A 22,575-nucleotide genomic window follows, 5' to 3' on the forward strand; every position below is an offset into this window, starting at 1 on the left:
CGCCACGATGCACGTCGTCTTCCGCGAGACCCACGGGCTGGAGGAGAACGCGGTCCCGCAGGATCTCGCGCAATCCCCCGCAGACCTCGTCGTCCTGTCCTTTTCCGACGGCGACCTCGGCGCGTTCGCCGCGGGCTGGCGGCGTGCGGACGCCGCCGGGCGTCGCCTGCCGTCGCTGCGGCTCGCGAACCTGGCGGCGCTCCAGCACCCGCTGTCGGTCGATACCTATGTCGAGCAGACGCTGGCGGGCGCGAAGGGGATCCTGATCCGGCTGATCGGCGGGCGCTCCTATTGGAGTTACGGCCTGCAACAGGTCGAACATCTCGCGCGGGAAAAAGGCATCGCGCTGGCGGTCTTGGCCGCGGACGGCCGGATCGATGCGCGGCTCGATGCCGCCTCGACGATCCCGCTCTCGACGCTTCGCCACCTCGCGAAGCTGTGCGATACCGGCGGCGCGGTCGCGGCGCACGCGGCGCTGGCGCAGTTCGCGCTCGCCGCGGGCTGCTATGCCGGCCCGGTCGCCGGGGTCCGCGCGATCGCCGATGTGGGGGGATGGCAGCCGCAGGACGGCGTGACCTGCCCCGCCGCGTTCGCGCTGACCGCGAAGCGCCCGCGCGTGCTGATCGTCTTCTACCGTTCGTATCTCACCGCGGCCGATCTCCACCCGATCGAGGCGCTCCACGCCGCACTGACCGGACGGGGCTTCGACGTGATCGGGCTGTTCGCGCCCTCGCTGAAAGCGCCCGACGCAGCCGGCTGGCTGGCGCGCTGGGTGGGCCCGCTGGCGCCGGCTGCGATCGTCAACGCCACCGCCTTCTCCGCGCGCGGGGCGACCGAAGCCACGCCGCTCGACGGCGCCGAAGTCCCGGTGTTCCAGATCGCGCTGGCGACCTCCGACCGCGCCGCCTGGGCGGGCGCGAAGCGCGGCCTGTCGCCCGCCGACCTCGCCATGCACGTCGTCCTGCCCGAAGTGGACGGCCGCGTGTTTGCCGGCGTCGCCAGCTTCAAGGAAGCCGCAGCCCGGGACGGCGATCTCGAATATACCCGCCGCGAACACCGCGCCGACCCGGACCGCATCGCCGCCATCGCCGCGCGGATCGCAGCGTGGACCAGCCTCGCCAGCAGGCCCGTTGCCGATCACCGCATCGCGATCGTCCTGTCGACCTACCCCGGCAAGGCGTACCAGATGGCGCACGCCGTCGGGCTCGACGCGCTGGCGTCGACGCACGCGATCCTCGCCGATCTCACCGCCGCCGGCTATGCGATCACGCCCGACGACCGCGACCTTGCGACGTCGCGGATCTGCTGGCCGCTTGCCGCGTATCGGACCGCGCTTGAAAAGCTCCCGGCAGAGCTCCGCCAGGAGCTTCACGACGTCTGGGGCGAGCCTGGCGAAGACTTCGCCTTCACCGCGATCGACCAGGGCGGCGCGCTGATCGCGCTGCAACCCGAACGCGGTCGCAGCGAGCACCGCGCGGACGAATATCACGATCTCTCACGCTGTCCTTCGCACGCCTATGTCGCCTTCTACCTCTGGCTGCGCGCCCGCGGGGTCGACGCGCTCGTCCATGTCGGCGCGCACGGCACGCTCGAATGGCTGCCCGGCAAGTCGGTCGCGCTGTCCGACGGGTGCTGGCCCGAGGCGCTGACCGCGGCCATGCCCGTGATCTACCCGTTCATCGTCAACGATCCCGGCGAAGCCGCGCAGGCCAAACGCCGCATCGGCGCGGTCACGCTCGGCCATGTCCCACCGCCGCTCGAACGGACGCGCACCGGCGCCGGGCTTGGCCGCCTCGAAGCGTTGCTCGACGAATTCTCCAACGCCGACGGCCTCGATCCCGCGCGGCGCGACCGGCTGCAGCGCGACATTCGCGACGAAGCGACCGCTACCGGCCTCGCCGCGACGCTGGGGCTCGACGATGCGCAGTCGCCAGCGGACGCGATCACGCGCATCGACACGTTCGTGTGCGACGTGAAGGAGAGCCAATATGGCGACGGCCTGCACATCTACGGCCGCGGCGAGCACGGGGCGGCGGAAAGCGCCGGCTTGCTGTCGGCGCTCCAGGGGAAGCGTGTCGCGTCGGGTCCGTCCGGTTCGCCGTGGCGCGGTCGATCCGACGTCGTCCCGACCGGCCGCAACCTGTACACCACCGATCCGCGCGCCGTTCCTTCGCGCGCCGCGCATCGCCAGGGCGTGACGCTCGCCGACGAACTCGTCCGCCGCCATTTGCAGGACCATGGCGACTATCCCCGCACGCTCGTCGTCGACCTCTGGGCGTCGGCGACGATGCGCACCGCGGGCGAGGAGTTCGCGATGGCGCTCCATCTGCTCGGCGCGGAGCCCGTCTGGGACATGCAGTCCGACCGCGTGACGGGCGTCGAGATCCTCCCGCTCGCCACGTTCGACCGGCCCCGCATCGACGTCACGCTGCGCATATCCGGGCTGTTCCGCGACGCCTTCCCGACGCTGTGCACGATGTTCGGCCAGACCGTACGCGGGCTCGGCGCACGCGACGAGCCCGCGGACTGGAACCCGTTCGTCGGCAAACCGTCGACGCCGCGCGTCTATGGTCCCGAACCAGGCCGCTACGGCCTGAGCATGGGCGACGCCGCGGAAACCTACACGCCCGAGGCGCGCCTCGATGCCGGCAAGGCGTGGCTGTCGGCCTCCGCCCACGCGTTCGACGACGGCAACGACACCTTCGACCCTATCGGCATCCGCGACCGCGTTGCCGCGGCCGACGCCTTCGTCCACGTGCAGGACTTGCCCGAGACCGACCTGCTCCTCGCGGCAGACTATGCCGCGCACGAAGCGGGCTTCGCCGCCGCGCAATCGGTCGCAGGCGGAAACGCCACGCTCTACCATCTCGACGCGCGCGACCCGAGCCAGGCCAGGGCCCGCCCGCTGAAGGAAGAGATCGCCCGCGTCGTCCACGCCCGCGCGCATCCCGGCTGGGTGGATGGCATGATGCGCCACGGCTTTCGCGGCGGTGCGGAGATCGCCGCGACGCTCGACCATCTCGGCGCGTTCGCGCATCTAGCCGGCGCGGTCCGCCCCGAACTGATCGACCTTTATCACGATGCGACGCTCGGCCGTGACGACGTCCGGGCGTTCCTTGCACAGGCCAACCCCGAAGCGCTCGGGGCCATGCAGGCGCGCTTTGCCGCGCTCCACGCCGCCGGTCTCTGGCCGACGCGCCGCAACTCGATCCTCGCGCAGCTCGAGCTGCCGGCATGAGCGCGTTCGTCGTCAAGGGCTGGTGCCCCGATGCGTGGCGCCCGATGATGGCCGGCGATGGCCTGCTCGTCCGCATCCGCCCGCCGCTGAGCCGCCTGACCCGGGCTCAGATCATCGGCCTGTGCGCCGCCGCAGCGCGCCACGGCATGGGCCAGATCGACGTCACCAGCCGCGCCAACCTCCAGATCCGGGGCGTTTCTGACGACGAATGGCGCCCGTTGATCGACGCCATGCTCGAACTCGGCCTGATCGACCCCGATCCGACGCGTGAGGCCCGCGCCAACATCCTCGTCGCCCCCGATTGGCGCGAAGGCGACGACACGCACCGCATCGCCTCCGAATTGCGCGCCCGACTGCACGAGCTGCCGGAGCTCCCCGGCAAGGTCGGCTTCGCGATTGACGCCGGCACCGCGCCGATGCTCGCGGACGCACCCGCGGACTTCCGCATCGAACGCGCCGCGAGCGGCCACCTGATCCTCCGCGCCGACGGCCGGGACCGGGGCACGCCGCTATCGCCCGGCACCGAAGTCGACCAGCTGATCGCGCTCGCCTGCTGGTTCGGCGAAACCGGCGGCACCGCCAGCGGCCGCATGGCGCGTCATCACGCACCGCTGCCCGAATGGGCCGCCGCGACGATCCCCCCCGCGGCTTGCGCACCGCGGCTAGAGCCCGGCCCGCACGCGCTCGGCCTGCCCTTCGGTCGCATCGAAGCATCGGCGCTGACCCACCTGCTCGAGGCCGAGCCCGCGATCCGCGCGATCCGCCTGACGCCTTGGCATATCGCGATCCTCGAAACGGAGTCGCCGCTCGCGGCTACACCCGATCCCGCCGCCTTCATTACCACGCCGTCCACCGCGCTGCTCCGCACCGACGCCTGTGTCGGCGCGCCCGCCTGCCCTCAGGCCACGGTCGAGACCCGCAACCTCGCCCGCCGCCTCGCGCCCCACGTCGCCGGCCGCCTCCACGTTTCCGGGTGCGCCAAGGGGTGCGCGCGGGCGACCACTGCGGACGTCACGCTGACGGGTCGCGACGGCCGCTACGACCTCGCGTTCGACGCGCGCGCCGGCGCCCCCCCTTCCCGCGCGGGGCTCGATACCGCGCAGATCCTCGCTCAGTTCGGAGCCGCCTGAATGCCGTACGCCTATGAAACCGACGGCGCGGCGATCTATCGCCAGTCGTTCGCGATGATCCGCGCAGAAGCCGATCTCGCCCGGTTTTCACCCGAAGAAGAGCCGGTCGCCGTCCGCATGATCCACGCCGCCGGGCTGGTCGGCCTCGCGAAACATATCCGGTTCTCGCCGACCTTCGCGGTCGATGCGCGCCGCGCGCTCCAGGCGGGCGCCCCGATTCTCTGCGACGCGCGGATGGTCACCGAAGGCATCACACGTGCCAGATTGCCTGCGGACAACCGCATCTTATGCACGCTGCACGCCCCCGAGACCCCCGACCTCGCACGCGCGATGGGCAACACGCGATCGGCCGCCGCGCTCGAATTCTGGCGCCCGCACCTCGCCGGCGCGGTCGTCGCGATCGGCAACGCGCCGACCGCGCTGTTCCACCTGCTCAACATGCTCGAGGACCCGGATTGCCCGCGCCCCGCCGCGATTATCGGCTGCCCGGTCGGCTTTGTCGGCGCGGTCGAATCGAAGGCGGCGCTCTGGACCGACCAGCCCGTCCCCTGCGTCGTCGTCGAGGGCCGGATGGGTGGCAGCGCGATCACCGTGGCGGCGATCAATGCGCTGGCGAGCGGCACCGAATGACCGCGATGCGACCGGGTGGCATGATCCACGGCGTCGGGCTGGGCCCAGGCGCGCAGGACCTGATGAGCGTCCGTTCGGATCGGCTCGTCCGGACTGCGCGCCACGTCGCCTATTTTCGCAAGGCCGGGCGACCTGGGCAAGCACGCAAGATCGTCGACGGCATGCTCCGCGCGGACGTAATCGAATTCCCGATGGAATATCCGGTGACAACCGAAATTCCGGTTTCGGACCCACGCTACAATGATTGCCTGTCGGCGTTCTACAGCCGCTGCATCGACCATCTCGCGTCCCTCGCGCGCGCGGGCGAGGATGTCGTCGTGCTCTGCGAAGGCGATCCGTTCTTCTACGGCTCGTTCATGCACCTCTATACGCGCCTCCAGACGATCGCGCCGGTCGCGGTCGTCCCCGGCATCACCGGGATGTCGGGCGCATGGACCGCGAGCGGCGCGCCGATCACCTGGGGCGACGACGTTCTCACGGTGCTGATGGGCACGCTCCCCGAGGAGGATCTGGTCCGCCGCATCCGCGACACCGACGCGCTGGTGGTGATGAAGATCGGCCGCCACCTCGACAAGCTCCGCCGGGCGGTCGCCGCTGCCGGGCGCGAGGACGAGGCATGGCTGGTCGAATACGCTGCGATGGCAGATCAGCGGGTCACGCGGCTGTGCGATGCCGACGCGATCACGCCCTATTTCTCGATCCTGCTGATCCACGGCCAGGGGCGGCGCCCATGACCGGCTGGCTCGTCATCGCCGGCCTCGGCCCCGGCGATACCGCGCTCGTGACGCCGGAGGTCACCGCCGCGCTCGCCGATGCGACCGACGTCATCGGCTACATCCCCTATGTCGCGCGGGTCGCGCCGCGCGACGGCCTCACGCTTCACCCGAGCGACAACCGCGTCGAACTCGACCGCGCCGCGCACGCGCTCCAACTCGCGGCGGAGGGCCACCGCGTGGTCGTCGTATCCTCTGGCGATCCAGGCGTGTTCGCGATGGCCGCGGCGGTGTTCGAGGCGCTCGAAGCCGGCCCGCCCGAATGGCGCGCGCTCGACATCCGCGTCCTCCCCGGCATCACAGCAATGCTTGCCGCCAGCGCGCGCGTCGGCGCGCCACTCGGCCATGATTTCTGCGCGATCAACCTGTCTGACAATCTCAAGCCCTGGCCACTTATCGAGCGCCGCGTACGTCTCGCCGCCGACGCGGACTTCGCGATCGCCTTCTACAACCCTCGCTCCAAGGCACGTCCCGACGCGCTGATCCGTGTTTTCGAGATTCTCCGTGCGACCTGCTGCGACGAGCGCCCGGTCCTGTTTGCCCGCGCCGTCTCCACGCCTGAAGAAACGCTCCGCATCATCCCGCTACCGGAGGCGCGCGCGGAGATGGCCGACATGCGGACGATGATCATCATCGGTTCCAGTCTCACCCGGATCATCGAGCGTCCGTCAGGCCCACTCCTCTACACGCCGCGATCGGCAGCATGATCGAGCCAGTGCAGCACGTCCTCGGCCGCATGCACCTCGAGCCGAGGCGGCGGGACCGGCCGTGCGATCATGATCACCGGCAGCCCAAGCGCGCGCGCCGCAACGATCTTGGCCTGCGCGCCAGTGCCACCGGCATTCTTGCAGACCATGATCTCGATCCCGTGCGCTCCCATCAAACAGCGCTCATCCTCGACATCGAAAGGTCCGCGATCGACGACCAGATGATGACGCGGCAATCCCGGCGGACGATCGGGCGTATCGACGAACCGCAGCAGATAGTCATGCTGCGGCTGGACCGAGAACGCATCGACGTGCATCCGTCCGAGCGCGAGCATCACGCGCCGCGACGGTCCAGCCAGCGCCGCGACCGCAGCGTCGATATCGGCCAGCATCGTCCACCGATCGCCCGCGACGGGCGTCCAGGCCGGTCGCGTCAACGCGATGTAAGCGACGCCAGTATGTGCCGCGGCGATGACGGCGGTCGCGCTCATCCGCGCCGCGAACGGGTGCGTTGCGTCGACCAGATGCGTCACCGCGTGATCGCGCAAATATCCGACCAGCCCGTCGAGACCGCCAAAGCCACCGATCCGTACCGGGATCGGCTGCACCTTCGGGCTCGCCACACGCCCGGCATAGCTCAGCACCGCCGCTGTTCCGCGCGCCGCCAGCAATGCCGCGAGCCCGCTCGCTTCGGTCGTGCCCCCCAACACCAGGACGTTCGACATGGCTGATACTCCCTGGCTAACGATCGTCGGAATAGGCGAAGACGGCGCGGCCGGCCTGTCCGCATCGGCAAAGGCGGCGCTTGCGGACGCCGACGTCGTGAGCGGCGCCACCCGGCATCTGGCGCTGCTCCCTCGACTTACGGGCGAGGTCGTCCCGTGGCCAGTCCCGTTCGATGCGGGCATCCCCGGCCTGCTCGGTCACCGTGGCCGGAAAACCGTCATGCTCGTGTCCGGCGATCCGTTCTGGTTCGGCGCGGGCACGTCCATCACCCGCCATCTCGACGCTTTCGAGTGGATCGCGCACCCTGTGCCATCGACCTTCGCCCTCGCTGCGGCACGGCTCGGCTGGCCGCTCGACGACACCGCCTGCCTCGGGCTCCATGCCGCGCCACTCGCACGACTCCGCCGACACATCGCCCCAACCCGCCATGCCCTCGTCCTCGTTCGCGACGGCGAAGCAGTTGCCGCACTGGCACGCTATCTGACCGACCTCGGCTTCGGCGGATCGCGGCTGCACATCCTCGAAGCGCTCGGCGGCCCCCGCGAACGGGTTCGCGAGATGACCGCCGCTGGTCGCGCCTTCGGCGATATCGCACATCCGGTGGCCGTCGGCATAGCCTTCGCAGGCACTGGCGCGGTTCTGCCCCAGGCGTCGGGCCTGCCCGATGCATGGTTCGAGCATGACGGCCAGATCACCAAACGCCCGATCCGCGCCCTGACGCTGTCCGCGCTCGCACCAAAACCGGGCGAAACGCTGTGGGATATTGGCGCTGGCTCCGGCTCGATCGGCATCGAATGGCTGCTCGCCCACCCGTCGACGCAAGCTACCGCGTTCGAAGCCGATCCCGTTAGGGCCGCCCGCATCCAAGGCAATGCCGCCGCGCTTGGTGCCGACCGCCTGCGGATCGTTGAAGGCCGTGCGCTTGACGTCCTCGAGGGCCAAGCCGAGCCCGATGCGATCTTCATCGGCGGCGGGCTGTCGGATGCTCTGCTTGAACGGCTCTGGTCGGAGCGCGGGCCCGGCACCCGCCTGATCGCCAACGCCGTCACGCTCGAGTCCGAGGCGCTGCTGATCCGTTGGCAGGGTATGAAGGGCGGCACGCTCATGCGCATCGATCTTTCCGAGGCCGTGCCGCTCGGCACGCGGCGCGGCTGGCGAGCGAGCTATCCCGTCATGCACTGGAGCGTGGTGCTATGATCGTCGCCGGCTTTGGATTTCGCGGCGCGGCGAACCTCGCCGCGCTGCGGGCCGCGCTAGCCCGGGCGCAGGCTGGGCACCCTCCGGTGATGGCGCTGGCGGCGCCGGACGACAAGCTCGCATTGGTCGCGGCGCTCGCCGAAGCGATGGCCGTGCCCGCGATCGCGGTATGGCCTGACGCCTTGCAAGCCCTGCGAACACCGACCCAGTCGATTGCCAGCCTGTCCGCGCGCGCGACCGGCAGTGTCGCCGAAGCATGTGCGCTTGCCGCCGCCGGCCCGGGCGCGCAGTTGCTGGCACACCGCCATATCTCCCCCGATCGGATGGCGACCTGCGCCATTGCTCGATCGGGCGCCGAAGGACTCGACACATGACCGTCCATTTCATCGGGGCAGGCCCCGGTGCGCCAGACCTGCTCACACTGCGCGGGCGCGATCGCATCGCGGGATCGCCGGTCTGCCTCTACGCCGGGTCGCTGATCCCGGCGGCGATGCTTGATCATTGTCCGCCCGGCGCGCGGATCGTAAACACCGCAACCTTGTCGCTCGACGCGATCATCACCGAGATCGTCGCCGCGCACGATGCCGGCCACGACGTCGCGCGGCTTCATTCGGGAGACCTGTCGATCTGGTCAGCGATGGGCGAGCAGCTCCGGCGCCTGCGCTCGCTCGGCATCCCCTTCACGATCACCCCGGGCGTCCCCGCCTTCGCCGCCGCCGCCGCCGCGCTGGAGGTCGAACTGACGCTTCCCGAACTCGTGCAGTCGGTGGTGCTGACCCGCACGCCAGGCCGCGCCAGCGCGATGCCGCCCGCCGAGACGCTGACCGCGTTCGCCGCCACCGGCGCGACGCTCGCAATCCATCTATCGGTCCACAATCTTGCCAAGGTGGTGGCAGATGTGACGCCGCACTACGGTTCGGGCTGCCCAGTGGCGATCGTCTGGCGTGCGAGCTGGCCCGACCAGCAGATCGCGCGCGCCACGCTCGCGACGATTGCGGAGGTGATAGCAGACAAGCCCGACCGCACCGCGCTGATCCTCGTCGGTCAAGCACTTGGCGCACGAGACTTTGCGGAGAGCAGCCTCTACGCGGCGGGGTACGACCGCCGCTTCCGACCGCAATCGGCAGACTCGAAGTTCGCAGGACAAAACGTATGACCCCAGGTCTACTGATCGCCGCCCCCGCCTCGGGCACCGGAAAGACCACCGTCGTGCTCGGACTGCTTCGCGCGCTTCGCGACGACGGTCTTGCGGTCCAGCCGTTCAAGAGCGGGCCGGACTATATCGATCCCGCGTTCCACCGCGCCGCCAGTGGCCGCGCGTCGTTCAACCTCGACAGCTGGTCGATGGCAGCGGCGATGCTCGACACGCTCGCCGCCAAAGCCGACGACGCCGACTTCGCGCTCGCCGAAGGCTCGATGGGGCTGTTCGACGGCGTCGCGAAGGTTGGTGCGACCGGCAACGGTGCCAGCGCCGATATCGCCCGCCGGATGGCATGGCCGATCGTGCTGGTGATCGACGTCTCGGGCCAGGCACAGTCCGCCGCCGCCACCGCGCTTGGGTTCAGCCGCTACGATCCCAGCGTGTCGATCGCAGGGGTTATCCTCAACCGCGTCGCCAGCCCACGTCACGAACGGCTGGCGCGCAGCGGCATGGAGGCGGTCGGGATCCGCGTGTTCGGCTCGCTCCCCCGGCGCGGCGACCTCAAACTGCCGGAACGCCATCTCGGACTGGTGCAGGCGGCCGAGCATCCCGACCTCGACGCGCGGATCGACGAATATGCGACGTTCCTGCGCGCGCATGTCGACATAGCCGCGCTGCGCGATGCTGCAACGGCCGTCGCGCGCAAACCCGACGCTCAGACCTGGATCCGACCGCCGGCCCAGCGGATTGCGCTCGCCCAAGACGCAGCCTTCTCGTTCACCTACGCACATGTCCTCGACGGCTGGCGCAATGCCGGTGCTGAAATCCTGCCGTTCTCCCCGCTCGCCGACGAAACCCCCGCCGCGGACGCCGACCTGGTCTGGCTCCCCGGCGGCTATCCCGAGCTCCACGCCGGCAAACTTGCCGCCGCCGCCACGTTCCGCGCGGGGCTCGCCGAGCACGCGCGCACGCGCCCCGTCCACGGCGAGTGCGGCGGCTATATGACGCTTGGCGAAGGCTTGATCGACGCCGATGGCACGCGTCACCAGATGGCGGGACTGCTCGGCCTCGTGACCAGCTACGCGCAGCGGAAGATGCATCTCGGCTATCGCCACGCGACGCTGCACGCGTCGATGGGCAGCTTCGCGGCGGGGGCAGCACTCACCGGACACGAATTCCATTACTCGACGATCATCGAGCAACCCGATGCGCCACTCGCACACGTGACCGATGCGGAGGGCAATGCGGTCCCCGAAACCGGCTCGTATCGCAATCGAGTCACCGGTAGCTTCTTCCACATGATCGCCGCCGCCTCGTGACCGGGTTCGTCTCGTTCGTCGGGTCGGGACCGGGCGATCCCGAACTGCTGACGCTGAAGGCGGTCGCGCGGCTACAGGCGGCGGATGCGGTGCTGTTCGACGATCTGTCGTCCGCGGTGCTTGGACACACACGCGCCGGGGCAGATCTGGTCGCGGTCGGCAAGCGTGCCGGGCGTCCCTCGCCAACCCAGGCGCATGTCTCGCACTTGCTGGTCGAGTACGCGCAGTCGGGTATCCGCGTGGTACGCCTCAAGTCTGGCGACGCGGGCATCTTCGGTCGCCTCGAGGAGGAGATCGTAGCGCTCCGTGCCGCGGGTATCCCGTTCGAGATCATTCCCGGCATCAGCGCGGCGAGTGCCGCCGCCGCCGCCGCCAATATCCCGCTCACCCGGCGCCTGAGCGCCCGCCGCGTCCAGTTCTTGACCGGCCACGACATCACCGGGGACCTGCCCGAACAGCGCAACATGACCGCGCTTGCCGATCCCGACGCGACCACGGTCGTGTTCATGCCCAAGCGCACCTTCCCCGCGCTGGCCGCCTCGCTGATCGCGCACGGCCTGTCGCCCGATACGCCTGCGCTGATCGCCGAGAATGTCGGCCACCCCGACCAGTCGCTGACCCGATCGACGGTCGCCGAGCTGGCCATTCGGTTGCAGGCTGGCTTCTCCGGCAAGCCGGCGCTCATCCTGTATGGTCCGCTGATGGACGCCGAATGATCGACCTCCAGCTGATCGGAATCGGCACCGGCAACCCCGATCACCTCACGCGCGCGGCGATCGCCGCAATGAATTCCGCTGACCTGATCCTCCTCCCGCGTAAGGGCGATGCGAAGTCCGACCTGATCGATCTGCGCCGGACGATCTGCGCCGACGTGTTGACCAACGCGATACACGTCGTCGAATTCGACCTCCCCGAGCGCGACTTCGACGCGTCCTATCTTGACGCCGTCGACCGATGGCACGACGCGATCGCCACCGCCTGGGCCGACCAGATCACGCGGCATCTTCCGAACGGCGGCTGCCTCGCGCTGCTCGTCTGGGGCGATCCTTCGCTCTATGACAGCACGCTGCGGATCGCCGCTCGGCTGCGTGCGGACGGCCTGCCGATGACGGTGACGGTCGTCCCCGGCATCACCAGCCTCCAGGTGCTGACCGCCGCCCATTCGATCCCGCTCAACGACCTCGCCGCCCCCGTGCTCATCACGACCGGCCGACGCCTGCGCGAGGGCGGCTGGCCCGACGGGATCGATACGATCGCGGTGATGCTCGACGGGGCATGCGCGTTTCAAAAGCTGGACCCGGTCGGCGTGACGATCTGGTGGGGAGCCTATCTCGGTATGCCGCACGAAGCGCTCGCCACCGGTCCGTTAGCAGAGGTCGCGGCGCGGATCGTAGGCACGCGCGCAAGGCTGCGGGCCACACACGGCTGGATAATGGACACCTATCTGCTGCGCAGAACGCCGATCTGCGAATGACCGCCGACACGCCGCCGGTGTTCGAGGCCGACTTCGCCACGCAGTTCGACACACTGCTCCGCTGGCGCCGCGACGTCCGCCAATTTCTGCCGAGCCCGATCGCCGACGCCGATCTGGAGGCCTTGTTCGACACCGCTGCGCTGGCGCCGTCGGTCGGCAATGCGCAGCCATGGCGCTTCGTCCGCGTCCGCTCGGCATGCCTGCGCACAGGCCTCACCGATCATGTCGAGGCCGTCAACGCACGCGCGGCCGCGGCGCAGCCCGACGAGGATCGTCGTGCGCGCTATGACAGCCTGAAACTTCATGGCCTCCGCGAAGCCCCCGAGATCGTAGCCGTCTTCTCCGACGAATCGCCGATCGCCGGCCACACGCTCGGCCGCGCGACGATGCACGAGACACTGCGCTATTCCACGGTGATGGCGATCCACACACTGTGGCTCGCCGCCAGACTCCGCGGGATCGGCCTTGGCTGGGTCTCGATCGTCGATCCGACCGCGGTCGCCGCGATGCTCGACGTCCCGCAAGACTGGACGCTGATCGCGGTCCTGTGCCTCGGCTATCCCGAGCATCCGTCAATCGTGCCGGAACTCGAACGACGCGACTGGCAGTGCCGCGAACCCATTGCCGACCGGATCATCGAACGCTGATGCGCCCGACGATCCGCCCCCGTCGGCTCAGAAGGCGACCTTAAACTGGCCGCCGATGATCCGCGGCTCGTTGATCATGCCCGTCAGGTTGTTGAAATCGATCGCGCTGATGCTGCGATACTGGTTGGTGATGTTGCGCACGAACGCGCCGACCTCATACCCCTGCGGCGATTTATAGCCGATCTTCAGACCGCCCTCGAGCGACGACTTGCCCCTGAACTCGACCGCTTCGTACAGGAAGAAGTTGACGCGGCTGCGATACACCCAGTCGGTATAGGCATAGACTTCGCCGCCATTGGCCAGCGGGATCCCGTAGCGCGCGGTCCAGTTGGCGATCCAGCGCGGCGCCTGCGGCAGGTCGTTGCCGTCGATCACTGCAAACCCGTTCACGATCGGATCGCGCACGGTGCAGGTCGCGCAGAACCCCACGCCGATCGAACGATCGCGGATTTCGGTGAAGTTGTAGCTGCCGCTCGCGGTCAGCGACAATTCAGGCACCGGCCGCGCCTCGAACTCGCCCTCGACGCCATAGCCGATTGCCTTGTTCGCGCTGATCAGACGTGCCGAATTGCTGTTGCCGCCGACGGCGGTGATCTGCAGATCCTTGGTGCTGTACCAATAGGCGTCGAGCGAAAAGTTCACCTTTCGATCGAGCAGCGTGCCCTTGAACCCACTCTCGCCCGAGAAGGTCGTCTGCTTGGGCGCGGTGCTCTGGACGCTGCCGAACGTCACGCGGTCCTGGATCGCCGGGCCCTGATAGCCGGTCGCGAGCCGCGTATAGACGTTGATCGCCGGAGTCAGCTCATAGGTCGCGCTCGCGTCCCAGGTCACGTTCGAGCCGCGGACCACCGCGCGTGCCGGCAGCGTGTCGCTGATCCCCGTGCCGGGGATCGGTGCGGTGACCAGGTCGTTGCGATAGTCATGCGAGTAGCGGACGCCCGCGCGCAACGTCAGCACTTCGGTCGGCTTGGCCTCGATGGACGCGAAGGCGCCGTAATTCTCGTTGCGATTGTCGTGGAAAACGTCCTGCGTCAGGTCGGTCGCACGCGATCCGGTGCCGCCGAACGCATAGTCATATTGGTGATAGCGCAGCGTCTGGTGGAAATAATACAGCCCGCCCTGGAGCCGGATGCCGTTCATGTCCTCGCTGGCGTAGCGCAGCTCCTGGCTGAACTCCTTGGGCTTGGTGAGGCCGCCGGTGTTCGAGGGGAACAGCCCGACGCCGATCGCGCCGATCGTCCCGCCGGTGAACGGATAGCTGTTGCCGCCGTCGACATCGCCGGTGCTCTCGACCTTGGCCTGTTCATAGCCGGTGACCGAATAGAAGGTGCCGATGCCGTCGAGATGATAGTCGAGCCGCAGGTTGGTGCCCCATTGCGTCAGGCTCTGGCTGGTATAGCCGTCGAGCGTGGCGTGCTTGGGGTCGAAGCCGGTGTTGAAGTCGTTGGTGCCCGGCTTGAACAGTCCTGCGCGGAAGATACGCGGCGAGCCCGTCAGGTCACGGACGTGCACGTTCAGCAACGCATTGAAATGGCTGCTGGTATAGCCGAGCTGGAAGCGGCCGGCGACGTCGCGATAGCCTTCGAGCTTGCGGTCGGCATTGCCCGTCGTGGAATCGTTGGTGACCCAGTCGTCGCGCGACTGGATCAGGCCCGATGCGCGGAACGCGAAGCCGTTGCCGATCGGCAGATTGATCGCCGCCTCGCCGTTGATCGTGTTGTAGGTCGCCCAGGATCCCGTCGCGTAGCCCGACACCTTGTCCGGGTTCGGCTTGGCGGAATCGATCATCACGACGCCCGCCGGCGTGTTGCGCCCGAACAACGTCCCCTGTGGGCCGCGAAGGACCTCGACGCTCTGCAGATCGAACACGGGGAACGACTTCAGCATCGGATTTTCGAGCGCGACATCGTCATACACCACCGACACCGGCTGTGCGGCGTTCGGATCGAAATCGGTGTTGCCGAGCCCACGGATGTAGAAGCGCGGGAAGGTGCGGCCGAACGACGACTCGACCTGGAGGCTCGGCGTGCGGCCGGCGAGGAACCGGATGTCGAGACCGCTCGAGTTGAGTACGTCGAGCTTCTCGCCGCTGATCGCGGTGACCGCCAGCGGCACGTCCTTCGACGATTCCTGCCGGCGGGTCGCGGTGACGACGATCTCACCTACGCCCTGCTCGGCGACGGGATCGGCGACGGCCTGGCCAGCCGCCACTTGATCCTGCCCCCCCTGATCCTGGGCGGCGGCAGGCGCGGCGAAGACGAGCAGCGGCGCGCTGGCGGCGAGCAGGCGGGCGATGGCAGACGTACGAACGGGCAAGCGAATCATGGATGGTCCCCCCTTGGGTTTCGAACATCCTCCGGCGTCGATCCGTGTGCCCCGGATCTGTCGTGGATCGGTAACACCGCTGTAACGCGCTGCAATAGGCGGGATCAGGCTGGGTGTGCTTTTACCGGCCACCGCGACATCTTTGCCCCACTCCGCGACGGTCGCCTCAGCGCCCGACGCGCCGCATGTAGAACGTGCGCATCGCCGTCTCCATCTTTGCCCGGTCGACGCGCAGCACGACGGTCTGCGCGCGTTCGCCCAGATGTGGCCGGTACGCCTCCTGCCACGACAACGTGTCGCCATATCCCGCGGTCTGGCTGGTGTCGAAATCGATGTAGAGCGTCTCGGCGCGCGTGACGATCGCGGGCTCAAGCCAGACCATCGCCGCGATCTCGTCCCACATCGGAAACCCCGGTTCGAGCCCGCTCTGGAACGTATCGGTGAGCGTGCTGTGCGCAGGCTTCAGGCTGTCGAGGAAGCCCCGAGTCCACTGCGTCCCGGTCGACGGATCGATCGGGACCATCGTGACCTTCGGCCAGGCACCATGCGCCATGATCCGCGCCGCCTCGGGATCCCAGCGGATGTTGAACTCACGCCGCGGCGTGTCGAGAAAACCACGCGCGAACGCAGCGGCTGCCGGCGTGTCGAGCGCCTGCTGCGGGCTGAGACTGCCCCCCATATACACCAGCTCCTTCACGTTCGCGGCAAAGCTCGGGTCGAGGCTTTGCGCGATCGCGATGTTGGTCATCGGCCCGGTCGCGAACAGCGTAATCTCGTGCGGATGCGCGCGCACCATCCGGACGAGAAACGCCGCGGCGATCTCGCTGCTGGGCTTGATGACGGGATTGCCGATCGACAGGCTCGGCACGACCGCGGGCGACGGCACGCCCACTCCCGACCCGAGCGCAACCGCCGGCGCTGGGTCGGTCCAGGGTCCCTTGAACTCGAGGCGGCCGTACAGCCCCTCCCACCGCGCGGTCGCGGCTTCGTTGTTGAGCAGCGGATAGGTCGCACCGGGCACCACAGGGACATCGGACCGGTTAAGGATCTCGACCGTCCGCAACGCATACGCTGTGGCGGTATCGCGCCATACCGATCCGCTGGTCGTGGTAATCCCCAGCACATCGACGTCGGGCGCCTGCAGCAGCAGCGCCGGCACGCCATTCAACCCGACGACGTCATCGTCGATCAGCACCAGCCGCCTGGCCGGCGCCACCTTTGCGATCGACGCCGCCGGCGCGGTAAGCACAACGATCGTGCAAAGGCAAAGGGCGGCAACGAAACGACGCATCGGGCTATTCCTGACTATGGACCCGTCCCGTCCGATGGAACGGTCCGCACCTTGGCCGTCTTTCTCGGCCGGTCAGCGACAATCCGTCAACCGAGCATATCTCCTAGCTCGTCGCGGCATTGACGCGCGCGGCGAACTCGGCGGCGGTAAACGGCTTGGTCAGCACCTGCATTCCGTGCGCCAATTGCCCAGCGCCGACCGCGGCGTTGGCGGCATAACCGGTGACGAACAGCACCGGCAGGTCGGCGCGGATGTCCCGGCATGCATCGGCAACTTGGCGGCCGTTCAGTCCACCGGGCAGCCCGACATCGGTGATCAACAGATCGATCCGCTCGGTCTGACTGGCCGCGTACTGCATTGCGTGGAGTCCCGCTGGGCCATCTTCGACCGCGATCGTGCGATAGCCCATATCGCCGAGAATGTCGGTAATCAGCGCGCGCACCGCGGGTTCGTCCTCGACGACGAGCACGGTCTTGTCATGCAGCGCGTCGGGCTCGACGAGCGTAGCCGACATCGCGTCGTCAGAGGTTTCGATCGGCGCTGCGACGCCCAGATACCGCGGCAAATAGAGACAGACGGTCGTGCCCGCGCCGACCGCAGAGCGAATCCGCACCTGCCCGCCAGATTGTCGGATGAAGCCATAGATCATCGAGAGGCCGAGCCCGGTACCCTGCCCGATCGGCTTGGTCGTGAAGAACGGTTCGAACACGCGCGCGATCACCGCGTCGGACATGCCGGTGCCGGTGTCTGTGACAGCCATCGTCACGTAATCGCCCGGCGGCAGATCCTCGACCGTCGCGCTGGCGTCGAGGGTGACGTTGCTCGCCGCGATCGTGAGCCGCCCGCCTTCAGGCATCGCGTCGCGCGCGTTGATGCACAGGTTGAGCAGCGCATTCTCGAGTTGCGGCGCATCCGCGAGCACCTCCCAGAGATCGGCCGCGGTCGCGACCTGCACCGCGATCGCCGGGCCCAGCGTGCGGTCGATGATGTCCGTCATCCCAGCAATCAGCGCGGCCGCATCGACTGACTTCGGCGCTAGCGTCTGACGCCGCGAGAACGCGAGCAGACGCTGCGTCAAGGCCGCTGCGCGCGTCGCGCCCGACTGCGCCATCTCGAAATAGCGATCGAGCTGATCGTAGCGGCCTTGCTGCAGACGCAGCTTCAGCAGTTCCAGTCCACCGCTAACTGCGGTCAGCAGATTGTTGAAATCATGCGCCAATCCGCCGGTCAATTGGCCGACGGCCTCCATCTTCTGACTCTGCCGCAACGCCTCGCGAACCTGCTCGAGTTCTTCGTCTGCCCGCACGCGGGCAGTAACGTCCGTAACGACCTGGAACGCGCCGATCCGCGCGCCGGACTCGTCGTACAACGTGTTGAACTTAATCTGATAATGGCTGCGCGGCGTGCCGAATGCTGCAGTCGTCGTGAATTCCTCGCCGGCCAGCGCGCGCGACCAGATTGCTTCGACCCCGGCGCGTTCCTTAGAACCTTCGCCGAGAACATCGAGGAGGTGGTCGCCCACTTTGGGTATCACACCGAAAATCCGCAAAAATTCGGCGGCGCCCGCCTGATTCAACGCGAGCCACCGATAGTCCGGCCCGACGACGTGGACGAACGCGTCGGTCGTCTCGAAGATGCTGGCGAACAGGTTCCGCTCGGCGGTGCGCTCTTCGACGCGGCGTTCGAGAGTCTCGTTGAGCGCACGCACTTCTGTCAGCGCCGCGGTCAGATCCGCCTGGCTCTGCGCCAGCGCTGCATCGGACAGCACCCGCGCAGTCGTCTCGTTGGTGAAGATGAACAGCCCGGCGACACCACCATCGCGATCGAGGATGCGCGAGTAGGAGAAGCTCCACCACGTATCCTCAGCCCCGCGATCGGTCGCCAGCTTCCACGGCAGATCGACATAGCGCGTACTGTTTCCCGCCAACGCCGCGTCAATGATCGGCGTCGCCTGATCGAGCCCATCAGCCCAGACCCGATCGAACCGCTCGCCCATCGCCCACGGCAAGCGCGGGCCAAGCAGGGGAAAATACGCGTCGTTGAAGAAAAAGAAGAGCTCCGGCCCCCAGCACAGGATCATCGATTCGGGTGAGTTGAGCACCAGGCTGAGCGCGGTACACAGCGCGTCCGACCAGCCCGACGGATCGCCGAGCGGGTGCGCATGCCAATCGCGTGCGCGGATCATTGCCGCCGCCTCGCCGCCCCCGTTCAGAAACTCGGCCGTCGAAAACTCGTGGCCGTGCGGTGAGTTGGAGGACGTCGTCATGCTTTAGCCCATAATCGCGAAACCCGGCGCTGGGGAGTGCGATCGTGGCGCAATCGACTGCCAAACCCGTCTCCCCTTGAAATCATTTCGGTGCCCGTCCAACTCCCGATCATAAATTCCAGCGAAAGCCGTTCCGCATCATGACCACCGACACGCCGATCGAACCCGAAACGCACGCTCCTGCCCCTGCCCCTGCCCCTGCCCCTGCTGCAACGCACGCGTTCGAGGCGGACGTCGCGCGCTTGCTGCACATGATGGTCCACTCGGTCTATTCGGATAAGACCGTATTCCTGCGCGAACTGATCTCGAACGCCGCCGATGCGTGCGAAAAGCTGCGCTATGAAGCGTTGAGTGCGCCCGAATTGATGGCCGACGAGTCCCGCACGCAGATCACGATAACGCTCGATCCCAGTGCGCGCACGCTGACGGTCGAGGACAATGGCATCGGCATGACCGCCGACGACATGGCCGAGGCGCTCGGTACGATAGCACGCTCGGGCACGAAGGCGTTCATGGACCGGATCGCCGCCAGCAGCGGCAGCGCAAATACCGGCAGCGATGGCGCACAGCTCATCGGCCAGTTTGGCGTCGGCTTCTACTCCGTGTTCATGGTTGCCGAAACAGTCGACGTCGTTTCGCGCCGCGCCGGCGCCGACACCGCGTCGGTCTGGTCGTCGGACGGGCTGGGTACCTACAGGATCGCGATCGTCGATACCGCGGACGCACCGCCGCGTGGGACCCGGGTCGTTCTTCACCTGCTCGAAGACGCGACGACGTTCACCGACCGCTACACCGTTGAGCGGCTGATAAAGGACCAGTCAGGGCATGTCCCCGTCCCCATCGTCATGCGCGAGACCCCCGATGCCGAGCCCGTCGAAATCGCCGATGGCGCAGCCTTGTGGACCAAGCCCAAGACCGACATCACGCCCGAGGACTATGCCGATTTCTATCGCAGCGTCTCCGGCCAGTTCGACGAACCTGCGGTAACACTCCACTACCGTGCAGAAGGCTTGCATGAATATTCGGTGCTCGCGTTCGTGCCGGGCGCCAAACCGTTCGACCTGTTCGATCCCGACCGCAACGGCCGGATGAAGCTGTACGTCAAGCGAGTCTTCATCACCGACGATGCCGAGGTCCTGCCGCGTTATCTCCGCTTCATGCGCGGGCTCGTCGATTCGTCCGATCTGCCGCTTAACGTCTCGCGCGAGATGATCCAGGAAAGCCCGATGCTCGCCGCGATCCGCAAGGGCGTGACCGGGCGCGTGCTCGGCGAACTCGACAAGCTCGCGACCCGCGATCCAGAAGCGTATGCGAAGATCTGGGAGAATTTCGGCGCGGTCCTGAAGGAGGGGCTCTACGAAGACTTTGAACGCCGCGATACGCTGCTCAAGCTCGCCCGTTTCAAAACCACCACGTCGGCCGGTGCATGGCGTTCGGTCGCGGACTATGTCGCGGCGATGAAGGAGAACCAGACCGCGATCTATTATGCGGTCGGCACCGACCTCGACCGCCTCGAAGCCTCGCCACAACTCGAAGGGTTCCGTGCGCGCGGGATCGAAGTGCTGCTGCTACCGGACTCGGTCGACGGATTCTGGGTGACGGCAGGAATCGATCATGACGGCAAACCCTTCAAGTCGGTCACGCAGGGCGCCGCCGATCTTGGGCTGATCCCACTCGTCGATGGCGCGGCCGCACCGACCGCGGACGCCACACCCGAAGTCGCGGACTTCATCACCTTCGTGAAGACCACGCTCGGCGACGCGGTATCCGACGTTCGCGCGTCCGAACGGCTCACCGACAGCGCGGTCTGCCTCGTCGCTGCGGACAGCGGGATGGACCGTCAGCTTGAACGCATCCTGGCGGCAAGCGGTCAGGCGATGCCCGCCGCCAAGCCGGTGCTCGAGATCAACCCGCGCTCGGCGTTGATCGCCAAGCTGGCGGCGCTGGGCGGGGACGAGGCCGATCTGCGCGAAGACGCCGCGCATCTCCTGTTCGACGAAGCGCAGATCGCCGACGGCGAGCGCACGGTCGACGCGCGTGCGTTCTCCGCGCGTCTCGCGCGCTTGTTCACGCGCGCGCTCGGATAAGGCTGACGAAACGGAGGGAGACGCGGCGGCCGGGTCGCGCCCCCTCTCAGCTGCCCGCGACGCCCCGTCCGAAGAGCGGGCGTTCGCGCTTGCCGGCAGGTGACCGTCACGATCGTCGCGCGTTAGCCAGGGCTCGACGATATCCAGCCTTAGCGTCAAGATCGCGCGAAACGGCGCAGCGCGATCCGGGTCAGGCCAGCCAAAGTCCGCGTCGTCCGGCGCCGCGTCCTCGGCTGCCGACGCTGACCGCAAAAACCTGCGCGGATACGGGTCCTTCCGCAAACGGTCAAAGCTTGGAAATGACTAGGATGGCGAGGAAAGCGGCCGATCTGCTGGCAGGCAAATCGGGGCGATAGCCAGCATCGCGCGGCTGCTTTCGCCAAGACGATTAGGATTGTGCACGAACCGTCTTCGAACAGGCATGGGTCCACGATGTCCGACACCGTCGGCGTGCCGAGCTAAACCGGGCCGGCTGGCCGAGCGAAATGGACCAAAAGTGCGCGAGCCCGTGGCCTTCGTACCTGTTTTCCGGGCGATACTATGGTGGCCCTGGCGCGCCATGCTCTCGGGCAGCGCGATGCTCAACACGCAATGCGCTTTTACGTCTCAGCCCGCTTTCTGCGCGGTTCCGAAAGCTGCGCATTCGTCCCGTTCAACGGGCAACGCGTGCATGGACGCATGCTTACGCGGTAGCGTGGGTGATGCCTTTTCCCAAAACCACGATTCGTCACCTCAGCTATTTCGTCGCGCTGGCCGAAGCGGGCAGCTTCACGCGCGCGGCCGAGCGTATGGGGGTTTCGCAGCCGTCGCTCTCGCAACAGATCCGCGCGCTGGAAACCATCGTCGGCGCGGCTCTGTTCGAGCGCGGCGGCCCCGCGATCCTGACCCCGCTGGGCCGCGACCTGCTCGACCGGGCACGGCGCATCCTGCTCGATGTCGTCGATCTCGAGGATTTCAGGGCGACTTCGGCAGATCCCTTGGTTGGTACGATCCGGCTGGGCGTCTCGCCGACGCTCGGCGCGTATCTGATGCCAGCGCTGGTCGCGCGATTGCACCGCGAGCATCCCACGCTGCGCGTCCATGTCCGCGAAGGCCTGCCGCCCGCCCTCGCGTCCGGGCTCGCCACCGGCATCCACGATCTGATCCTCGCACAACTGCCCGTGACGGGCGGCGCGTTTCACAGCGAGCGGCTGTTTCGCGAACCGCTCTATCTCGCGATGGCGTCCGATCATCCGCTGGTGGCGAAGACGATCATCGCGCCATCCGATCTGCGCGGCACCAGCCTGTTGACGCTGCAGCCCGAATATCGACTGGCCGAACAGGTCGCGGCCATCGCGGTCGATGTCGGCGCCAGCGTGATGCGCGACTATGAAGGGACCAGCCTTGATGCGATCCGCCAGATGGCGGGCATGGGCATGGGGCTTGCCCTGCTCCCCGAACTCTACGTCCGGCAGGAAGTGCGCGAGGGCGACGACGTCGTCGTGCGGCCGATCAAGGGCAGCCGCTATTACCGGGACATCGGATTGCTGTGGCGACAGGGTGCCGGGCGCGCGCCGGCCTATGGCTTGATCGCAGGGTTGCTACGCACTGTTTTTGCATAGGATTTTCCTATCGGTCGCATAAG

Annotated in this window: 18 protein-coding genes; 14 read left to right on the forward strand and 4 right to left on the reverse strand. The window is 67.8% G+C overall.

The window, feature by feature from the left end; translation table 11 throughout:
• Positions 1-7: 7 nt before the first annotated feature.
• Genes cobN through cobJ form a run of 5 tightly spaced genes read left to right on the forward strand, consistent with a single transcriptional unit; the run spans position 8 to position 6,478 of the window.
• Entirely contained in the window at positions 8-3,238 is a 3,231-nt protein-coding gene (cobN, locus tag ASE88_RS04060) for a cobaltochelatase subunit CobN (RefSeq protein ID WP_056475650.1), read from the forward strand.
• Positions 3,235-4,368 carry a cobalamin biosynthesis protein CobG gene (locus ASE88_RS04065; protein WP_056475655.1) on the forward strand — a complete coding sequence of 378 codons (1,134 nt, stop codon included), beginning with the start codon at positions 3,235-3,237 and terminating at the stop codon, positions 4,366-4,368. The genes cobN and ASE88_RS04065 overlap by 4 nt, the downstream gene beginning before the upstream one ends.
• Positions 4,369-4,998 (forward strand): precorrin-8X methylmutase, encoded by a 630-nt coding sequence (locus ASE88_RS04070; RefSeq protein ID WP_056475659.1) that lies wholly within the window; start codon positions 4,369-4,371, stop codon positions 4,996-4,998.
• The gene (gene cobI, locus ASE88_RS04075; protein ID WP_056475662.1) at positions 4,995-5,732 is read left to right on the forward strand and encodes a precorrin-2 C(20)-methyltransferase; all 738 of its coding nucleotides are present in this window, start codon (positions 4,995-4,997) and stop codon (positions 5,730-5,732) included. The genes ASE88_RS04070 and cobI overlap by 4 nt, the downstream gene beginning before the upstream one ends.
• Positions 5,729-6,478, forward strand: coding sequence for a precorrin-3B C(17)-methyltransferase (gene cobJ, locus ASE88_RS04080; RefSeq protein WP_055876341.1), 750 nt, complete (start codon positions 5,729-5,731; stop codon positions 6,476-6,478). The genes cobI and cobJ overlap by 4 nt, the downstream gene beginning before the upstream one ends.
• Here cobJ and ASE88_RS04085 read toward each other — a convergent pair.
• A complete protein-coding gene (locus tag ASE88_RS04085; protein ID WP_056475665.1) occupies positions 6,454-7,203 on the reverse strand; it encodes a cobalt-precorrin-6A reductase in 750 nt (249 codons plus the stop codon). The two genes, cobJ and ASE88_RS04085, sit on opposite strands and share 25 nt — an antisense overlap.
• Here ASE88_RS04085 and ASE88_RS04090 point away from each other — a divergent pair.
• From ASE88_RS04090 to bluB, 7 genes are read left to right on the forward strand one after another with little or no spacing between them, the layout of a single operon-like run.
• Positions 7,202-8,401, forward strand: a complete 1,200-nt coding sequence (locus tag ASE88_RS04090; RefSeq protein ID WP_056475667.1) for a bifunctional cobalt-precorrin-7 (C(5))-methyltransferase/cobalt-precorrin-6B (C(15))-methyltransferase — start codon at positions 7,202-7,204, stop codon at positions 8,399-8,401. The two genes, ASE88_RS04085 and ASE88_RS04090, sit on opposite strands and share 2 nt — an antisense overlap.
• Complete coding sequence (locus ASE88_RS04095; RefSeq protein WP_056475670.1) at positions 8,398-8,775, forward strand: cobalamin biosynthesis protein; 378 nt, start codon at positions 8,398-8,400, stop codon at positions 8,773-8,775. Before ASE88_RS04090 ends, ASE88_RS04095 begins: the two co-directional genes overlap by 4 nt.
• Complete coding sequence (cobM, locus tag ASE88_RS04100; RefSeq protein WP_056475673.1) at positions 8,772-9,557, forward strand: precorrin-4 C(11)-methyltransferase; 786 nt, start codon at positions 8,772-8,774, stop codon at positions 9,555-9,557. Before ASE88_RS04095 ends, cobM begins: the two co-directional genes overlap by 4 nt.
• Positions 9,554-10,861 carry a cobyrinate a,c-diamide synthase gene (locus ASE88_RS04105; RefSeq protein WP_056475676.1) on the forward strand — a complete coding sequence of 436 codons (1,308 nt, stop codon included), beginning with the start codon at positions 9,554-9,556 and terminating at the stop codon, positions 10,859-10,861. The genes cobM and ASE88_RS04105 overlap by 4 nt, the downstream gene beginning before the upstream one ends.
• Positions 10,858-11,577: a uroporphyrinogen-III C-methyltransferase gene (cobA, locus tag ASE88_RS04110; protein ID WP_056475679.1), complete on the forward strand. Its 720-nt coding sequence runs from the start codon at positions 10,858-10,860 to the stop codon at positions 11,575-11,577. Before ASE88_RS04105 ends, cobA begins: the two co-directional genes overlap by 4 nt.
• Positions 11,574-12,335, forward strand: a complete 762-nt coding sequence (gene cobF, locus ASE88_RS04115; RefSeq protein ID WP_056475681.1) for a precorrin-6A synthase (deacetylating) — start codon at positions 11,574-11,576, stop codon at positions 12,333-12,335. The genes cobA and cobF overlap by 4 nt, the downstream gene beginning before the upstream one ends.
• The gene (bluB, locus tag ASE88_RS04120) at positions 12,332-12,982 is read left to right on the forward strand and encodes a 5,6-dimethylbenzimidazole synthase (RefSeq protein WP_056475683.1); all 651 of its coding nucleotides are present in this window, start codon (positions 12,332-12,334) and stop codon (positions 12,980-12,982) included. Before cobF ends, bluB begins: the two co-directional genes overlap by 4 nt.
• 27 nt (positions 12,983-13,009) lie before the next feature.
• Here bluB and ASE88_RS04125 read toward each other — a convergent pair whose 3' ends face one another.
• The 3 genes from ASE88_RS04125 to ASE88_RS04135 all read right to left on the reverse strand — a co-directional run bounded on the left by ASE88_RS04125 (position 13,010) and on the right by ASE88_RS04135 (position 18,864).
• The gene (locus ASE88_RS04125) at positions 13,010-15,307 is read right to left on the reverse strand and encodes a TonB-dependent receptor (RefSeq protein WP_082466189.1); all 2,298 of its coding nucleotides are present in this window, start codon (positions 15,305-15,307) and stop codon (positions 13,010-13,012) included.
• A gap of 166 nt (positions 15,308-15,473) precedes the next feature.
• On the reverse strand, positions 15,474-16,598 hold the full coding sequence (locus ASE88_RS04130; protein ID WP_082466191.1) for a nucleoside hydrolase: 1,125 nt from the start codon (positions 16,596-16,598) through the stop codon (positions 15,474-15,476).
• A gap of 103 nt (positions 16,599-16,701) precedes the next feature.
• Positions 16,702-18,864 (reverse strand): ATP-binding protein, encoded by a 2,163-nt coding sequence (locus tag ASE88_RS04135; RefSeq protein WP_056475686.1) that lies wholly within the window; start codon positions 18,862-18,864, stop codon positions 16,702-16,704.
• A gap of 140 nt (positions 18,865-19,004) precedes the next feature.
• Between ASE88_RS04135 and htpG the strand changes: the two genes are divergently transcribed.
• Both htpG and ASE88_RS04145 read left to right on the forward strand, forming a co-directional pair.
• The gene (gene htpG, locus ASE88_RS04140) at positions 19,005-20,951 is read left to right on the forward strand and encodes a molecular chaperone HtpG (RefSeq protein ID WP_082466193.1); all 1,947 of its coding nucleotides are present in this window, start codon (positions 19,005-19,007) and stop codon (positions 20,949-20,951) included.
• Positions 20,952-21,652: 701 nt separating this feature from the next.
• The gene (locus ASE88_RS04145; RefSeq protein WP_055876376.1) at positions 21,653-22,552 is read left to right on the forward strand and encodes a hydrogen peroxide-inducible genes activator; all 900 of its coding nucleotides are present in this window, start codon (positions 21,653-21,655) and stop codon (positions 22,550-22,552) included.
• The last annotated feature ends 23 nt before the right edge of the window (positions 22,553-22,575 follow it).

The sequence above is a fragment of the Sphingomonas sp. Leaf38 genome, assembly GCF_001421825.1.
Lineage (GTDB): Bacteria > Pseudomonadota > Alphaproteobacteria > Sphingomonadales > Sphingomonadaceae > Sphingomonas.

Excerpts from the sequence above, each read along its gene's own strand:
- ASE88_RS04085 (WP_056475665.1), bottom strand. The coding sequence starts at position 7,203 with ATGTCGAACGTCCTGGTGTTGGGGGGCACGACCGAAGCGAGCGGGCTC.
- cobJ (WP_055876341.1), top strand. The coding sequence starts at position 5,729 with ATGACCGGCTGGCTCGTCATCGCCGGCCTCGGCCCCGGCGATACCGCG.
- cobF (WP_056475681.1), top strand. The coding sequence starts at position 11,574 with ATGATCGACCTCCAGCTGATCGGAATCGGCACCGGCAACCCCGATCAC.
- htpG (WP_082466193.1), top strand. The coding sequence starts at position 19,005 with ATGACCACCGACACGCCGATCGAACCCGAAACGCACGCTCCTGCCCCT.
- ASE88_RS04070 (WP_056475659.1), top strand. The coding sequence starts at position 4,369 with ATGCCGTACGCCTATGAAACCGACGGCGCGGCGATCTATCGCCAGTCG.
- ASE88_RS04065 (WP_056475655.1), top strand. The coding sequence starts at position 3,235 with ATGAGCGCGTTCGTCGTCAAGGGCTGGTGCCCCGATGCGTGGCGCCCG.
- cobI (WP_056475662.1), top strand. The coding sequence starts at position 4,995 with ATGACCGCGATGCGACCGGGTGGCATGATCCACGGCGTCGGGCTGGGC.
- ASE88_RS04105 (WP_056475676.1), top strand. The coding sequence starts at position 9,554 with ATGACCCCAGGTCTACTGATCGCCGCCCCCGCCTCGGGCACCGGAAAG.
- bluB (WP_056475683.1), top strand. The coding sequence starts at position 12,332 with ATGACCGCCGACACGCCGCCGGTGTTCGAGGCCGACTTCGCCACGCAG.
- ASE88_RS04095 (WP_056475670.1), top strand. The coding sequence starts at position 8,398 with ATGATCGTCGCCGGCTTTGGATTTCGCGGCGCGGCGAACCTCGCCGCG.
- cobN (WP_056475650.1), top strand. The coding sequence starts at position 8 with ATGCACGTCGTCTTCCGCGAGACCCACGGGCTGGAGGAGAACGCGGTC.
- ASE88_RS04130 (WP_082466191.1), bottom strand. The coding sequence starts at position 16,598 with ATGCGTCGTTTCGTTGCCGCCCTTTGCCTTTGCACGATCGTTGTGCTT.
- ASE88_RS04090 (WP_056475667.1), top strand. The coding sequence starts at position 7,202 with ATGGCTGATACTCCCTGGCTAACGATCGTCGGAATAGGCGAAGACGGC.
- cobM (WP_056475673.1), top strand. The coding sequence starts at position 8,772 with ATGACCGTCCATTTCATCGGGGCAGGCCCCGGTGCGCCAGACCTGCTC.
- ASE88_RS04145 (WP_055876376.1), top strand. The coding sequence starts at position 21,653 with ATGCCTTTTCCCAAAACCACGATTCGTCACCTCAGCTATTTCGTCGCG.
- ASE88_RS04135 (WP_056475686.1), bottom strand. The coding sequence starts at position 18,864 with ATGACGACGTCCTCCAACTCACCGCACGGCCACGAGTTTTCGACGGCC.
- ASE88_RS04125 (WP_082466189.1), bottom strand. The coding sequence starts at position 15,307 with ATGATTCGCTTGCCCGTTCGTACGTCTGCCATCGCCCGCCTGCTCGCC.